Raw genomic sequence first — 15,368 nt, 5'->3', positions numbered from 1 at the left:
ACGAGCTGATCTCTTCCATTGAAGCGAGCTGTTCTTCCGCCGAGGCAGCGATATCCTGAATGCTGCCCGAGCTTTCCCTTGAAACATCGGCAATCTCCTCAACGGCTTCTGCGACTTCCTCAGACCCTGCTGAGAGCTGTTCAACAGCCGCGTTCATGTCCTTTAGCTTTTCCGCGATTTCGTTCGTCATATTGTAGATTTGCTTAAAGCTTTTGTCCGTTTCGTCCGTAATCGTAAGCCCGGACTGAACTTCGCGGTTGACGGCCTGGAACATGTCAAGCGATTTTCCGATCTCCTGAACGATTTCCTGAATGAGGCCTTCGATTTCCTTCGCAGAGGATGCCGATTGTTCTGCCAGCTTGCGCACTTCTTCAGCTACGACCGAGAAGCCGCGTCCCGCTTCGCCGGCCCTTGCCGCTTCAATCGCGGCATTAAGCGCCAATAAATTCGTTTGATCTGCAATGCCGTTGATCACTCTGAGAATGGCCGTAATATCTTTTGACTTTCCTTCAAGTCCTTTGACGACAGATTCCGCCTGTTTCACGGACTGATCGATTGAATTCATCTGTCCGACCGTTTGCTGGACGAGATCTCCTCCCGCACCGGCGATTTGCGTCGATTGTGCGGACGAATCAGTAATCGCAGCGGAAACTTTAGACATTTCAAGCAGTCTCTTGTTCATCTGAGTCAGCTGCTGGGAGCTTGTTTCGACTTTCTCGCTTTGGCTTTCATTTCCGTTTGAAAATTGTTCGATCGCCANNTCTGAAGAAGACGCCACATTTTCCACGGACGTTTGGATAACGCCGATCAGCGAGCGCAATGATTCAGCCATTTCATTAAAGCTCATGCCGAGCTGTCCAATTTCGTTTTTGGAGCGGACGTTGATGTTTTGCGTGAGATCGCCGGCGCTGATGCTTTTCGCCGAAGAAACGAGCTCGCTTAACGGTCCTGTGATCGATCTGATAATGAAGAACATCAGGATCACGCCCGCTGCGATGCTAACGGCCAGCGTGATGAGAGCGGCATACAAAACAGGCTGGGACGCTTCTTCGATTTCATTCGCATACATCGTACCGCCGATCTTCCAGCCCGTCAGCTTGTTTGTTGCAAAAGCCATCTGCTTGTCGCCGTCCAGGTTAAATTTAGCGATGCCTTCATCTTTTGCATACATTTGCTTGGACCAGCTGCTGTCTCCAATATCTGTGCCCGCTTCCTTTGTCGGATGGGCAACGAACTTTTTGTCGGCGCTTGTGATAAAGGCGTAGCCTTTTTTCCCGATCTTGACGCGGTCGGTTGCTTTAATCAGCGCTTCAATCTTCATGTTGACCGCCACAACCCCGGAGCCGTCTGACGTTTGCTTGGCGATTGTGACGACCAGCGTTCCGGTTGAAGCTGTCTTATATGGATTTGTAACGATCACTTTTCCTTTATTTTCAACGGCTTGCTTATACCAGTCCCGATCAACCGGATTATATCCGCTCGGCATCTCCTGAAACGGATAGCGGACGAACAGCCCGTCTTTTGATCCGGCGAAAATGCCTTCAACATCTTGATTCAGCTTGGCGTACTGTTCAAACTTTGCTTTTAAAGTGGCGTTGCCTTTCTCTTTAAACGCACTTTCTTTAATCCAGTCGCTGAAGTAGGATATAGCCGTCGATTTCTGGCTGATATTCTGATCGATAATGTCATTGAGCTGTTTTACGTTTTCCTGCGCATTGCTCATGATTTCTGTATCAAGCGTACTGCTGGCCGTATGATAGGCGCTGTAAGAGAGCACGATAATAGGAACGGTTAAAATTAACAAAAATGAAAGAATTAATTTCTTTACAATTGAGGGACGTTTGATCCAATTTATCATTTTTGACATATTCTAGTTGACCCCTTTTCTTTTATATTTTTAATATCGGATTCTTATAAAAAATTTTTTATTGATTTTTTAATTTTTTATAATAGCAGATCGCCAAAAAAACACCCGGGGAACGCCCGGGTGCTTTCATTATTCGATTTTAAATTTCATTGTCAGATCGCGAAGTTCTTCAGCAAGCTCCGCCAAGGTCGTAGAGGATGCGCTGATCTCTTCCATTGAGGCAAGCTGCTCTTCCGCTGAAGCGGCGATATCCTGGATGCTTGCCGAACTCTCTCTGGAAACGTCCGCTATCTCTTCGACGGCGCCGGATANNNTCGTTTGCAGCTTGCCGGCGATCTCATTTGTCATATCGTAAATCGTTCTGAAGCTTGACTGTGTTTCATCGGTTATTTCAAGCCCTGACTGAACTTCATGATTGACCGATTTAAACATATTCAGCGAGTTGTCGATTTCTTTGACGATTTCCTGAATCAAGTCTTCGATCTCTTTAGCAGAGCCTGCCGACTGTGCAGCCAGCTTCCGCACTTCTTCGGCAACGACTGAAAAGCCTCTGCCGGATTCTCCGGCGCGCGCTGCTTCGATTGCGGCGTTCAGCGCCAGCAGGTTCGTCTGGTCGGCAATTCCGTTGATGACGCGCAGTATGCTTGTGATGTCTTTTGACTTGGCTTCAAGCCCTTTGACAACAGATTCTGCCTGTTTGACTGACCGGTCGATCGAATTCATTTGGCCGACCGTCCGCTGAACGAGCTCCTCGCCTTTTCCGGCGATCTCGGTTGATTTTACGGAGACATCGGTAATGGCAGCCGATGTTTTTGTCATGTCATGAATCCCGTGATTCATTTTATTTAGCTGATGCGCGCTTGCTTCCACTTTTTCTTTCTGGCTTTCGTTTCCGTCCGAAAATTGTTCGATCGCCATAGTAATGTGCTCAGTCGCCTTGCTTGTCTGCGCAGCGCTTGCGTGGAGTTCTTCAGAAGATGCGGCCACATTGTCAACCGACGATTGAATGACGCTGATCAATGAGCGCAATGATTCGGCCATTTCGTTAAAGCTCGTGCCGAGCTGACCGAATTCGTCTTTTGACTTCACTTCGATCTGCTGCGTCAAATCGCCGCTGCTGATGCTTTTCGCCGATGATACGAGCTGATTTAAAGGCTTGCTGATGCCGCGGACGATGAAGTAGACGAGGATGGCGCCAAGCACAATCGCGACGGCTAAAATGATTACGGCCATGTTGAAGACCGGCTGCGCCGCTTGTGTTATTTCATCTGTGAACATCGTTCCGCCGATTTTCCAGCCGGTTAATTTATTTGTTGTGAAAGCCATCTGCTTTTCTTTGCCTTCAAAGGTGTACTTAAACGAACCGTTTTCTTTGCCGTACATCTGTGTAACCCAATCGCCCTGGCCTTCCGTTCCGGCTTTGATTGTCGGGTGGGCGATATATTTTTTATCCGCGCTTGCAATAAATGCAAACCCGTCTTTTCCGATATTGACACGCTTCGTCGTTTTAATCAGATCATCTATTTTCATGTTGACCGCGACGACCCCTGAGCCGTCTGCCGTTTGTTTTGCAATCGTGACAACCGTCGTTCCTGTTGAAGCGGTCTTATAAGGATCTGTAACGACCACTTCGCCTTTTTTCTCAACGGCTTTTTTATACCAGTCTCTTTCAACAGGATTATAATCGCTTGACATCTTTTCTTCAGGATAGCGGACGAACAGGCCGTCTTTTGAGCCTGTATAGATGGCTTCAACATCCTGGTTGAGCTTTGCGTATTGCTCAAACTTTTCCTTCAACGTAGCGTTTCCCTTTTCTTTATAGAGCTTTTCATTAATCCAGTCGCCGAAATATGAAACTGCATTTTCTTTTTTTTCGATATTTTGATCAATGATTTCATTCAACTGTTCAACATTGTCGCGGGCGCTTCTCATAATTTCGCTTTCAAGGGTGCTTCCCGCGGTTTGATAGGCGCTGAAGGAGAGCGCCAAAATCGGAACCGTCAAAACCAATAGAAAACTTAAAAACAGCTTTTTGGAAATTGACGGACGTTTGATCCATTCCAATAGTTTGTTCATATGATATAACTCCTTTTAGCTTTCAAATTCATGAAATTAATATCGGACCTTTATCATATTTATGTATATAAAAAAACTTTTTTAAGTGTTTTGAAATATTCTAAAAATAAACAACAAAAAGAAGCTGCCAGGCAGCTCCTTCTATTATTCAATCTTAAATTTTCTCGTCAGGTCGCGGAGTTCTTCAGCCATTTGCTCAAGCGTCGCCGCGGACGAGCTGATCTCTTCCATCGATGCCAGCTGTTCCTCCGCAGATGCGGCGATGTCCTGAATGCCGGCGGTATTTTCTCTTGAGACTTCGGCGATGTCCCCGACAGCTTCCGATACGTCCTGCGAGCCTTTTGACAGATGTTCGACCGCTGCGTTCATCGTTTGCAGCTTGCCGGCAATCTCATTTGTCATTTCATAAATATGTTTGAAGCTGGACTCGGTTTCTTCGGTGATTTTCAAACCTGACTGCACTTCATGATTGACCGACTGGAACATCGTAAGGGAATGTTCGATTTCTTTGACGATTTTCTGTATTAAATCTTCGATCTCTTTAGCAGAGCCTGCCGATTGGGCGGCCAGCTTCCGCACCTCTTCAGCAACGACGGAAAATCCGCGGCCCGACTCCCCGGCGCGTGCGGCTTCGATTGCAGCGTTCAGCGCCAGCAAATTCGTCTGATCGGCGATGCCGTTGATGACGCGCAAGATTGCCGTAATATCCTTTGATTTGGCTTCAAGCCCTTTAATGACGCCTTCGGCCTGTTTGACTGAGCGATCGATTGAATTCATCTGGCCGACGGTTTTTTGCACGAGCTTCCCGCCCGTTTCGGCCATTTTTGTCGATTGTACCGAGGAATCTGTTATCTCTTCTGATACCCGGGTCATATCCTTTAACCTGTCATCCATGTTTCTTAATCTGTGCGAGCTCGCCTCGACTTTTTCGCTTTGGCTTTCAGCCCCGTTGGAGAATTGCTCGATGGCCAGTGTGATGTGCTCCGTCGCCTTGCTCGTCTGATCTGCGCTTGCCGTCAACTGTTCTGAAGAAGACGCCACATGCTCGACCGATTCCTGAATGGCGCTGATCAGAGAGCGCAGCGATTCAGCCATCTCATTAAAGCTTGTGCCGAGCTGTCCGAGCTCATCATTTGAGCGGACGTCGATTTTCTGCGTCAGATCGCCGTTGCTGATGCTTTTCGCCGATGATACGAGCTGATTCAAAGGCTTGCTGATGGCACGGACGATGAAGTATACAAGAATGCCGCCAAGGACAATTGCGGCGGCCAAAACGATTGCCGCCATGTTGAAAACGGGCTGTGCCGCATCTGTTATTTCATCCGTAAACATCGTTCCGCCGATTTTCCAGCCTGTCAGCTTGTTTGTCGTATAAACCGTCTGCATCTCCTTATCCTGATCATTGTATGTGAGCATACCTTTTTCCTTGCCGTACATCTGCTCTGACAAGCTTGATTCGACTTCGGTTCCGGCCTCGATTTTCGGGTTGGCTACGTATTTTTTTTCAGCGCTTGAAATAAAGGCAAATCCCCTTTTTCCGATGCTGACGCTGTTTGCCGATTCAATCAGCTGGTCGATGTTCATGTCAAGCGCGACAACGCCTGAGCCATCGTCGTTTTGCTTGGCGATTGTTATGACCATATGGCCTGTTGAAGCAGACTTGTAAGGTTCAGTGACGATCGTCTCGCCTTTTTTCTCAACGGCCTGCTTATACCAATCCCTCTCAACCGGGTTATAGCCGCTCGGCAGTTTTGCATTCGGATATTGAGTATAGGCGCTTTCCTTAGATCCTGTGTATACAAGCTCGACATCTTTGTTTTGCTTAATGTACTGTTCGAATTTTTCTTTTAAAGAAGCCTGTCCTTTTTCGGTATAGGCCTTTTTATTGATCCATTCGCTAAAATAAGACACATCGGTTTCCTTGCTCCCGACAGTTTGGTTGATAATATCATTTAACTCATCGACATTGGCTTTCGCGTTTCTCATGATTTCTTCTTTAAGCGTGCTGCTGGCCGTATAATACGAACTTGCCGCAAGTACGAGAATCGGAACTGTCAAAACCAGAATAAATGAGAAAATTAATCTTTTTGAAATAGACGGACGCTTGATCCAATCCAATACCCTTTTCATTTTCCTTACCCCTTTTCATCGATTTACTCATTTAATATCGGAGAAGGGGCCCGTTTTTACATCGAAAAAGAAAAAAAGTAATTTTCAAAAAACAGCCCTTTCGCGAATCGATGCCGCCGTTTCCCCTGCCCAAGCTTTAGGCATACGATAATAAAAAAGGAAAAAGGGTGCTTTTTATGATCAATATTTCAGGATATTGGCTTCGCCCGGAAGACGCGGAGAAACTGAACATCAGCCAAATGCAAAAGAACATCGTCAATCAGATGATTTCAATGCCTGCACAGTATAGATATGATGCGGTTCGCGAGCTGCTGTTCGAACTCAGCTTCAGGGAACATACCGTCGAATCGGCTAAAGCGCTGATCAACAGCGGAGCAAAGTTTGCCACTTTTTCAAAGACGTATGGCAATGAGGCGTTCTGGAGGGTGACGCCGGAAGGAGCGTTAGAATTGAGGTACAGAGCGTCCGCTTCCAATGCGATTAAAAACATTTTTGGAAGCGGTTCTCTTTACGCGTTTGAATGTGCGACCGCGATCGTCATCATCTTTTATATGGCGCTGGTCAGGACGATCGGCGATCAGGCTTTTGACAGGCATTATGACAGGATCATTCTATATGATTGGCATTATGAGAAGCTGCCGATCTTCACCGAAAAAGGAAACGATTTTCTTCCGGGAGACTGCCTGTATTTCCAAAATCCCGATTTCGACCCGTCAAGACCCCAATGGCGCGGGGAAAACGCCATTTTTTTAGGCAATGACCAATATGCGGCACACGGCTTAGGCATTTTGAGTGCGGGAAGCATCATTGAAAAGCTGAACCGGCTGAGAAAGCCCGGTGCACAGACGTCCGCCCACCTTCTTGCCCAAACCACGCGGGTTGATATTCCGACATTATACCAGATGGTTAGATAGCTCGGACGGCACAAGCTGATCCAGCAGTTCCTTTACGGTTGTTTTCCTGCCGCCGGCCGCAATGAGCGGCACAGACACATGATCGGCAGCTTGCAGAATCAAGGCCGTCGAGCCGCCGGCCGGCTCTCCTTTCGTCTGCAGAAAGTTCCCTTGCGGCCGCCCGCTTCGCTTCCTTGGACGACGATGAGATCCATTCTCCTTTCTTCAAGCAGAACTGTCTCTTTCACTAAGACCGCACAACAGCCCCGTTTTTTCAGCTCGGGGACGGCTGCAGCAAGTGCGGGCGTCGGCGGCGCCTGTATGACGGGTAGCGATAACCCTTCATAAACTCATTCATCGTATTTCCTCTTTTTAGCCGGCGATGATTTTAACATAACACGTCCTCGACCTCGGACCGTCAAATTCACAGAAATAAATCCCCTGCCATGTCCCGAGCACCAGCTTCCCGTCTTCAATGATGATATGCTGCGACGCACCGACTGTACTCGACTTCATATGTGCCGCAGTATTTCCTTCCATATGGCGGTCAAGCCGGTGTTCCCATGGATACACTTCGTCAAACCGCCTCAGCATATCCCGTTTTACATCGGGATCGGCATTTTCGTTGATCGTGATGCCCGCCGTCGTATGCGGGCAATAGACGATAACAGCGCCGCTGGATACTTCCTCTTCGCTGATAAATGCCTGCACTTCGTCAGTGATATCGAGCATTTCATCCCGTTTGTTCGTCTGAATGGCTATTTTTTTCAACATGTCAATCTGCTCCTTTCTTTCATCTTCAATTCGCTGTCAATTTCCGATCTCCTGTTTTGGCAGGACATAAACCCGTGCTTCATAAGGCTTCATCATAAACGAAGTCAGATGCTGATGAGGTTTTATAGCGATATTGGAAAGCAAGAGTCCGCCGCTCGATAAAGGGTAAGCGGGATGACGGTAAAGCGCGGAATCCGGACTGAGATTTGCCATCACTAGCGCGGTTTCTCCTTCAAGCTTGCGCAAATAGGCAAAAATTTGCGGGTCCTCCGCAAGGATGATTTCAAATGCGCCGTCAATAAACACATCATGCCGTTTCCTGATGGCGATCATCCGTTTGTAGAAATGGTAGATCGAATCCGGGTCCTGCTGCTGGCAGGCGACATTGATCAAGCGATGATTTTCATTAACGGGCAGCCACGGTGTTCCGCTTGAAAAGCCGGCATTGCCGGAATCCGTCCATTGCATCGGCGTCCTCGCATTATCCCTGCTCCTCTTCCAAATCGCTTTCATCGTATCTTCGTGTGATCTGCCGGCTTGTCTTTGCCTGTCATAATAATGTTTTACGGAAATATCGTCATAATCATCGATATCGAAAAACGCAGCATTTGTCATTCCGATTTCCTGCCCCTGATAAATAAAAGGCGTACCCTTCATTAAAAAATACATAGCAGCCAGGGCTTTCGCACTCTCATTTCTGTATGTCCCGTCATCCCCCCATACCGAAACAGAGCGGGGTTGATCATGGTTTTCCGTAAAAAGCGCATTCCATCCCACCCCTTCAAGGCTGGTCTGCCAGTCTGACAAAATGCGTTTCAGTTCAACGATATCGATTCGCGCTCCTCCCTCAATGTCCCAAAGGCCGAGATGTTCGAACTGAAAAATCATGTTGAAAACCCCGTTTTTCTCGCCGGCCCATTCTGCCGCTTCATCCGCTTTGACCCCGTTTGCCTCCCCGACCGTCATGATGTGCCTGTGTTTTGCAAACGTTTCCTGCTTCAGCTCCCGAAGGAATTCCATAATCCCGTCAACATTCATGTGATAATCATAGGAAGGTACATAGGGAAGATCATTCGGATTGGGCAGGTCGGGGAGCCCTTCCTTTTTCTTAATATGGGAAATCGCATCCACCCTGAAACCGTCTATTCCTTTTGCAATCCACCAGTTCACCATCCCGTATACGGCGCGGCGCATGCCGCTGTTTTCCCAATTCAAATCAGGCTGTTTTTCCGCAAATACATGCAGGTAATACTGATCAGTTTGACGATCATGCGTCCAGGCGGAGCCGCCGAATATGCTTTCCCAATTATTCGGCTCACCGCCGTCTTTCCCGTCCCTCCAAATATACCAGTCGCGTTTCGGCGATTCTTTATCAGCCCTTGATTCGATAAACCATGGATGCTCATCGCTGGTATGGTTGATGACAAGATCGATGACAAGCTTCATGCCGAGCTGATGGGTCTCAGACAATAAGGCGTCAAAATCGTCCATCGACCCGAATTCTTTTAAGATGCTTTGATAATCTCTAATATCATAGCCATTGTCGGCATTCGGCGAATCAAAAACGGGACAAATCCAGATGGCGTCAGCCCCCAGTTCTTTTATATAAGAAAGCTTTGCCCTGATTCCGTTAATATCCCCGATACCGTCTCCGTTCGAATCCATAAAGCTGCGCGGATAAATTTGATAAACAACCGCCTCTTTCCACCATGCCCTTGTCATCAGCACACTCCTTATCAGTTATTTCGTTTGATATATATAGAAAAAAGCGCAAAAAAATCACCGCCCTTTTAAAAGAGCGGCGGTATCACCTTTAGCGGACCGTAACATCCCAATTGGAAATGTTAATCTGTCCCGTCCCTCCGAAAATTTCCGTTCCGAATTCGACGCTGCTGACATATTTGGTTTTAGAGAGCCATTTCTTTGAATCCGCGAGGTAGTTTGTGAAGTCGCGGATGTTTAAGCTTGCGCTTTGAACATTTGATGTTCTGACAAAGGAATACACATTCCAGCCCTTGCCGTTCCCTGCATCTACATATCCTTTGTGCACGTTCCATTTGTGGCCGCCGATTGAAACAGTTTCGACGTAAGAACCTAACGGCCCGGCGTTTGTATTGTTCAGCCAAATCATGATTTCATCGGTTGGAGCAGTGTCCCAGCTCGCTTTATTCGTGTTGTGCAGCCAAATGTCATAGGCGGCATTATACGTTCCGTTCGCACTGATCGAATAGCTGACTTTTGTGTTGATATTTTTTCGATCTGACAGACGGGTCGGTAGTCCGCTTCCCTTCGTATAGCCTTCTGTCCAATGCCAACCGCTGACAATCGACGGATACGCCTTCACAGAGCTTGTGCTGCTCGGCCAATTCCATACCCAGCCTAAATCGGAATCGCTGTTATGATAAATGGTCTGCCACCAGCCGCTGACTTGATCAGCTCCCCATACATTGTTGAAAATGTAGTACTTTTTGTTTTTAAAATATATTTTGTCTGACGGGGTTGAGGACGAAGCTCCAAAGGCCGTAAGCGGCCCCGCCAATAACATGATGCATGCGATGCCAAATAGAAGAATTGATTTTACGGCATGTCTGTTCACGTTTTCAAAACCTCCTTATATGATGTACAGACGATATTATAAAAGAGATTGGACAACAGTACATTCGCAAAAAGTCATGATTTCCCATGAATACATCTTCTTATCTTTTTCACATTACCCTTCAGACAGGAAGCAAACAGCGGCTATAGAACTAAAAAAGCAGCCGCACGGTCCCGGCAGCTGCAATTTAAAAATCCGTTTTTTTGATTTCGACAAAGCGAATATGATGATCTTCAGCGTCAAGAATCTTAAATTCGCATCCCTCCGAACGGAAAATATCGCCGTTTTTGAGTTCCATTTTTTGCGTGAGGAGCCATCCGCCAATCGTGTCGACCTCTTCGTTTTCGATCGCGATGTGAAGCAGGTCATTCACTTCGTCAATGAGCGCTTTGCCGTCCATGATATAATGATGCTCGCCCTTTTTAACGATATGCGGCATTTCATCCTGATCAAATTCGTCCCTGATTTCCCCGACGATTTCTTCCAAAATGTCTTCAACGGTGACAAGGCCGGCCGTTCCTCCATATTCATCGACAAGGATCGCCATATGGATGCGCTCTTTTTGCATTCTGATCAACAGCTCCTGGATGGGGATGCTTTCGATCACTCTGATGACCGGCCTCATCAGCTCGGACAAATCAATTGTCTGATCGAGAAAGTACGATTTAAAGAGATCCTTGCTGTTGATGATGCCGATAATATGGTCTTTATCATCCTTTATCACCGGATATCTTGTATAGCGTTCATTCATGACCGTTTCAATCGCTTCCTTCATCGACTGATCCGACGAAATCACCGCAATCTCCGTCCTCGGCACCATAATTTCCCTTGCCAGCCGGTTGTCAAATTCGAAGATTTTTGTGACATATTTATACTCCGACTGGTTGATCTCTCCCTTTTTATAGCTCTCGGAAAGCATGATCCTCAGCTCTTCCTCGCTGATTACCACTTCATGCTCCTTCACCGAATGAAAGCCGAACAGCTTGGCCAGCGCGCTGGCTGAGCCGTTTAATAATTTAATGAAAGGAAACATGATTTTATAGAAAATAATAAGCGGCCTCGCCGTCCATAAGCTGACAGCCTCCGCTTTTTGAATCGCAACCGTCTTCGGTGCAAGTTCTCCCATTACGACATGAAGAAAGGTAATGACGACAAAAGCCGTTACGACCGACGCGATCCTTAAAACAGATTCAGGCATCCCGACGTAGGCAAATACCGGGTGGATGATTTTTTCAAACGTCGACTCCCCCAGCCAGCCGAGTCCAAGAGCCGTAATGGTAATGCCGAGCTGACAGGCGGATAAATATTCATCAAGGTTTGAAACAACCCTTTTGGCTGCGATCGCCCGCACATCTCCGGTCGCAACCAATTGATCGATTTTCGTGCCGCGAATTTTGACAATCGCAAACTCTGCGACGACAAAGAAAGCCGTAGCTGCGATTAAAAGCATGACGAGTATGACATTCAAGATATTCAAAAAAAAACCCTTACCAAACATGGTAAGGGGTCACCTCCTCTGACTAAAGGTTAATCATCATTACGACCGGACAGGAAAATCGCCACAAAGCGCAGCAATTCGAACAATGAAACGAGCGCTGCGGCAACATATGTCAAGGCAGCGGCATCAAGCACCTTGCTTACGCCTCTTTCTTCATTGTTGCGGATCATTCCTTCTGAGACGATAATCCTCTTCGCTCTGGAGCTTGCGTTGAATTCAACAGGCAGGGTCACGAGCTGGAAGAATACGGCCGCTGAAAATAAAATGATGCCGAGACCGATCAAATTGAAGCTTCTGAGCAGCATGCCTCCGAGGAACAGGAATGGCGCAACACCTGAAGCGAAGTTTGCGATCGGAAAGATTTTATGTCTTAACACAAGCGCGCCGTATGATTCCTGATGCTGCAGGGCATGTCCGACTTCATGAGACGCAACGGAAATCGATGCGATCGAACGGCCGTAGTATACAGGTTCTGACAAGCGCACGACGCGTGTCGTCGGGTCGTAATGGTCTGTCAAGGTTCCACTTACCGGTTCAACCGGCACATCGTAAAGGCCGTTTTGGTCAAGAATATGTCTGGCCACTTCCGCTCCAGTTCTCCCGCTTGAGGCCTCTACTTTCGAATATTTTTCAAAGTTGCCCTTTACTTTAAATTGTGCCCAAATCGACAAACCTAATGCAGCAAATGTCAACAAGTAAAAAATCATGCTCATGCAATCATCTTCCCTCTTTATGCTAAATAGTTTTTTTCCGTAATATTATATATATTTTATTTGAGGGATCCTTTTTTGTACAGAAAAGTGCATCACCTGCTTTTTCGCGGGAAGCACACCCCGATAAACAAAAACACCATCCCCGACATCATCACGTATAAAGGCGGCCTCGTCACCAGTTCCTTAAAAAACTCCCTCCAGAACACCCCGTCAGAGGAATGATGAACCTCATTTAAATCAAAAACAAATTGAACGGATGCCCCGGCCATCAGGTGGAACCCGATCAGCATCATGATGAGTCTCGCCAGACACGACATTCGTCTCTCATCCCTCACTCGTTTTGTAACAGTGTATGGAAAGATAAGAATCAATATGCCGGGGCAAAACATGTATATTTCAAGAATGACATTATTTATTATCCGCATAAGCGCGGATTGTTATGACCTGAAAAATTTTCACAAATTAGGGATATACTGATTAAAAAACGCATTTCGGGGTGGTGACACGGTGAAAGTAACAGACCAGGAAAAAGAACAGCTCAGCACGGCGATCGACAAAATGAATGAAGGACTTGATGCATTTATTCTCCTTTATAATGAATCGGTAAAGGACGAGCCCCTGATCGACTATGAAGATGAAACGGCTGACGTTATTAAGCAGGCGATCGAGCAATACGGGAAGGAAAGCATTAATCAAAAATTAAATGCGATCATAAAAGAAATTTTATCGTTTTCTCTTTTGAAAGATGGTGAAAAATCGTGAAATCAAACCGCGTGTTCATCGGATGGCTCAGATGGCCGGTTTCTCTCCGCATCGCGACCATTATCATTTTGCTGATCATCTTATTCGGACAGCTCATTTCATTGGTGGAGCCTGAACAATTTCCAAACGTTTTTGAAGGAATCTGGTGGGCGCTGATTACCGTTTCTACCGTCGGCTACGGCGACTATGTTCCCAAAACCCCTGCCGGGCAAATCGTCGGCATGCTGCTCGTGTTATTGGGAGCTGCGTTTGTCACGGCATATTTTGCGACGATGGCAACGGCCGCTTTCCATAAACAGCAGCGCTATGCGGAAGGCAAAGTGAATTACAAGGGGCGCGGCCATATGATTTTGATCGGCTGGAACGAAAAAGCAAATAAATTGATGAGGACGCTGCAAACAGCTGATGCAAACAAAACGATCGTTCTGATCGATGAAACGCTGAGGGAAGGGCCCCTGTTGGAAAACATCCATTTCATCCGCGGATATGCGGCAGATGACGCCGTTTTGCAAAAAGCAAACATTGAAGAGGCGGAGATCGTGTTTATCACGGCAGACCAGCATAAAAACGAAGCGGATGCGGATATGCAGTCGATCTTGACATTGCTTGCTGTAAAAGGGCTCAATCCGTCGGTCTATTGCCTGGTCGAAATATTAACAGAAAAACAAAGAAAAAATGCCGAGCGCGCCGGAGCCAATCAAATTTTCAGCACGGCGGAGCTTTTAAAAACGGCGATGCTCCGGCATTTTCTCATCAAAAACCATCTTTCTGACCCGCTCTTTCACGAGGCAGACGTTCAATTGAAAATTCATGCGATTCCCGTGCCTGACCGGATGGCGGGCAGTTCTTTTCAGGAGGCGGTCAGCCATTTTATGAACGAGCACATTTTAATTATCGGCGTGCAGCAAAAAGACGGCCCGATTTTATCCCCTTCATTTTCTTACACGATAAAGAAAACGGATAAACTGCTGTCGCTTTAAGACAACAGCGCTTTTTCGAGCTCCTTTACCGAAGAACGCCCGAGTTCGACATACACATCCGGAATATCGGCGTCTTTTTCCTTCGGCTCGGCAAACTGGTCAAAAGACGCCCGGACATTTCCCTGTATCACATGATCATCAAGCGCCTCCTGATAGACGTGGCGGAGCAAAAAAGTCCGGCCCAGTTGGACGGTGGCGTTTTGTGAATCAAGCTGCCCGTCTTCAGCTTCAAACGGCAGCCGCAAAAAAAGGTAGCCGTCCGCGTCGTCGAGTTTATAATCAAAAAAGCCGCGGTCATATTCCCAGCCACCTCCGATGATAAACCCGAGCGGCTTCAGCGTTTGTTCAAGATGGTAAAGCGAAAACGAACGATTTTCAAGTTCAGAAGGTATGCTGATCATGTTAAGACCCCTTTCCGATAAATATCATGTTAAATGAAGAAAAGCTACTGCAGTTTTTTTTTTAATTCTTTCTGATGACCGTCAGATATTTCTTTGAATAAATCGTTCTCTGACTTTTTGTGCGGTGAGCCGTTTTGCAAAAGTTTTTTTAAATCCCCCATTGTCAAAGGCTTGGCATCATCGGTTAACTCATAGCCAATTAAGCCGTTCGGCTCAAGAGTCGCTGTCTTTACATCAGATATTTTTGAAATACCTGATGTTCTTAAGTGCATTTCCAACTGATCAACCGTCATTCTGTGCTTTTTAAGGTTTTTTTCATGCAGATGTCCGTCTTTAATGAGAATAACGGCTTTTCCGGAAATCACGGTTTCAAAAAAATTAAATTTTAGTCTAAAAAAGTCGATGACCATCAGCGTGAAAATAAAGATAGATACGGAAACAATCGTTTTCCAGAGGCTGTTACCGTCCCGAACGATCGGCTGGACAATCATCGTGCCTATCGAAACCATAACAACGGTTGTTGTGACCGTCATCTGGGCAACGGACTGTCTGCCCGAAATCCTCACCAAGCACATGCCTGCTAAAATTAGAAAAAATGCTTTAAAAATAAAGTCCATTTTTCTCCTCCTAATTCATTGCATTTAGTATTTCTTAAGAGGCTGTTCACTATGCCTGACA

Annotated in this window: 15 protein-coding genes and 1 pseudogene; 3 read left to right on the top strand and 13 right to left on the bottom strand. The window is 46.6% G+C overall.

Annotation, left to right across the window (positions count from 1 at the left end; genetic code table 11):
* The 4 genes and pseudogenes from V7126_RS24075 to tlpB (V7126_RS10285) form a co-directional block, all read right to left on the bottom strand.
* A partial coding sequence (locus V7126_RS24075) for a methyl-accepting chemotaxis protein (protein ID WP_438823801.1) occupies positions 1 to 661 on the bottom strand: 661 nt, incomplete at its 3' end.
* Positions 662 to 874: 213 nt separating this feature from the next.
* Positions 875 to 1,723, bottom strand: a pseudogene (locus V7126_RS24070) (cache domain-containing protein); the annotation flags it as partial.
* 273 nt (positions 1,724 to 1,996) lie between these two features.
* Positions 1,997 to 3,943, bottom strand: coding sequence for a methyl-accepting chemotaxis protein TlpB (gene tlpB, locus V7126_RS10290; RefSeq protein WP_335497566.1), 1,947 nt, complete (start codon positions 3,941 to 3,943; stop codon positions 1,997 to 1,999).
* 144 nt (positions 3,944 to 4,087) lie between these two features.
* Complete coding sequence (gene tlpB / locus V7126_RS10285; protein ID WP_046129950.1) at positions 4,088 to 6,073, bottom strand: methyl-accepting chemotaxis protein TlpB; 1,986 nt, start codon at positions 6,071 to 6,073, stop codon at positions 4,088 to 4,090.
* A gap of 176 nt (positions 6,074 to 6,249) precedes the next feature.
* On the opposite strand from tlpB (V7126_RS10285), the gene V7126_RS10280 reads away from it, so the two are divergent.
* Positions 6,250 to 6,987 (top strand): protein-glutamine gamma-glutamyltransferase, encoded by a 738-nt coding sequence (locus V7126_RS10280; RefSeq protein WP_335497565.1) that lies wholly within the window; start codon positions 6,250 to 6,252, stop codon positions 6,985 to 6,987.
* Here V7126_RS10280 and V7126_RS24065 read toward each other — a convergent pair.
* From V7126_RS24065 to V7126_RS10245, 7 genes are all read right to left on the bottom strand, one after another.
* A complete protein-coding gene (locus tag V7126_RS24065; protein WP_302052233.1) occupies positions 6,967 to 7,089 on the bottom strand; it encodes a hypothetical protein in 123 nt (40 codons plus the stop codon). The genes V7126_RS10280 and V7126_RS24065 overlap by 21 nt on opposite strands.
* Positions 7,090 to 7,338: 249 nt before the next feature.
* Positions 7,339 to 7,740, bottom strand: a complete 402-nt coding sequence (locus V7126_RS10270; RefSeq protein WP_046129948.1) for a secondary thiamine-phosphate synthase enzyme YjbQ — start codon at positions 7,738 to 7,740, stop codon at positions 7,339 to 7,341.
* 36 nt (positions 7,741 to 7,776) lie between these two features.
* The gene (locus tag V7126_RS10265) at positions 7,777 to 9,462 is read right to left on the bottom strand and encodes a glycoside hydrolase family 13 protein (protein WP_335497564.1); all 1,686 of its coding nucleotides are present in this window, start codon (positions 9,460 to 9,462) and stop codon (positions 7,777 to 7,779) included.
* A gap of 91 nt (positions 9,463 to 9,553) precedes the next feature.
* Positions 9,554 to 10,285 (bottom strand): GH12 family glycosyl hydrolase domain-containing protein, encoded by a 732-nt coding sequence (locus V7126_RS10260; protein ID WP_046129956.1) that lies wholly within the window; start codon positions 10,283 to 10,285, stop codon positions 9,554 to 9,556.
* A gap of 238 nt (positions 10,286 to 10,523) precedes the next feature.
* Positions 10,524 to 11,786 carry a hemolysin family protein gene (locus V7126_RS10255; protein WP_373688043.1) on the bottom strand — a complete coding sequence of 421 codons (1,263 nt, stop codon included), beginning with the start codon at positions 11,784 to 11,786 and terminating at the stop codon, positions 10,524 to 10,526.
* 77 nt (positions 11,787 to 11,863) lie between these two features.
* Positions 11,864 to 12,541: a zinc metallopeptidase gene (locus V7126_RS10250; RefSeq protein WP_046129955.1), complete on the bottom strand. Its 678-nt coding sequence runs from the start codon at positions 12,539 to 12,541 to the stop codon at positions 11,864 to 11,866.
* 98 nt (positions 12,542 to 12,639) lie between these two features.
* Entirely contained in the window at positions 12,640 to 12,864 is a 225-nt protein-coding gene (locus V7126_RS10245; RefSeq protein WP_046129945.1) for a hypothetical protein, read from the bottom strand.
* A gap of 190 nt (positions 12,865 to 13,054) precedes the next feature.
* Here V7126_RS10245 and V7126_RS10240 point away from each other — a divergent pair, with 190 nt between their 5' ends.
* Entirely contained in the window at positions 13,055 to 13,309 is a 255-nt protein-coding gene (locus V7126_RS10240) for a protein mistic (protein WP_046129944.1), read from the top strand.
* Positions 13,306 to 14,289 carry a potassium channel family protein gene (locus V7126_RS10235; RefSeq protein ID WP_175077099.1) on the top strand — a complete coding sequence of 328 codons (984 nt, stop codon included), beginning with the start codon at positions 13,306 to 13,308 and terminating at the stop codon, positions 14,287 to 14,289. The genes V7126_RS10240 and V7126_RS10235 overlap by 4 nt, the downstream gene beginning before the upstream one ends.
* Here the strand turns inward: V7126_RS10235 and V7126_RS10230 are convergent.
* Positions 14,286 to 14,690, bottom strand: coding sequence for a YugN-like family protein (locus V7126_RS10230; RefSeq protein ID WP_175077100.1), 405 nt, complete (start codon positions 14,688 to 14,690; stop codon positions 14,286 to 14,288). The two genes, V7126_RS10235 and V7126_RS10230, sit on opposite strands and share 4 nt — an antisense overlap.
* Before the next feature lie 44 nt (positions 14,691 to 14,734).
* Entirely contained in the window at positions 14,735 to 15,307 is a 573-nt protein-coding gene (locus tag V7126_RS10225) for a DUF421 domain-containing protein (protein ID WP_175077101.1), read from the bottom strand.
* Positions 15,308 to 15,368: the final 61 nt, after the last annotated feature.

It is taken from the genome of Bacillus sp. JJ675 (assembly GCF_036963165.1).
GTDB lineage: Bacteria > Bacillota > Bacilli > Bacillales > Bacillaceae > Bacillus > Bacillus glycinifermentans.
Note: the sequence above shows the minus strand (reverse complement) of the source record. Positions and strands in the feature narration are given on the sequence as shown.

Excerpts from the sequence above, each read along its gene's own strand:
- V7126_RS10255 (WP_373688043.1), bottom strand. The coding sequence starts at position 11,786 with ATGCTTTTAATCGCAGCTACGGCTTTCTTTGTCGTCGCAGAGTTTGCG.
- tlpB (WP_046129950.1), bottom strand. The coding sequence starts at position 6,073 with ATGAAAAGGGTATTGGATTGGATCAAGCGTCCGTCTATTTCAAAAAGA.
- V7126_RS10250 (WP_046129955.1), bottom strand. The coding sequence starts at position 12,541 with ATGATTTTTTACTTGTTGACATTTGCTGCATTAGGTTTGTCGATTTGG.
- V7126_RS10245 (WP_046129945.1), bottom strand. The coding sequence starts at position 12,864 with ATGTCGTGTCTGGCGAGACTCATCATGATGCTGATCGGGTTCCACCTG.
- V7126_RS10225 (WP_175077101.1), bottom strand. The coding sequence starts at position 15,307 with ATGGACTTTATTTTTAAAGCATTTTTTCTAATTTTAGCAGGCATGTGC.
- V7126_RS10265 (WP_335497564.1), bottom strand. The coding sequence starts at position 9,462 with ATGACAAGGGCATGGTGGAAAGAGGCGGTTGTTTATCAAATTTATCCG.
- V7126_RS10230 (WP_175077100.1), bottom strand. The coding sequence starts at position 14,690 with ATGATCAGCATACCTTCTGAACTTGAAAATCGTTCGTTTTCGCTTTAC.
- V7126_RS10260 (WP_046129956.1), bottom strand. The coding sequence starts at position 10,285 with ATGTTATTGGCGGGGCCGCTTACGGCCTTTGGAGCTTCGTCCTCAACC.
- V7126_RS10280 (WP_335497565.1), top strand. The coding sequence starts at position 6,250 with ATGATCAATATTTCAGGATATTGGCTTCGCCCGGAAGACGCGGAGAAA.
- V7126_RS10270 (WP_046129948.1), bottom strand. The coding sequence starts at position 7,740 with ATGTTGAAAAAAATAGCCATTCAGACGAACAAACGGGATGAAATGCTC.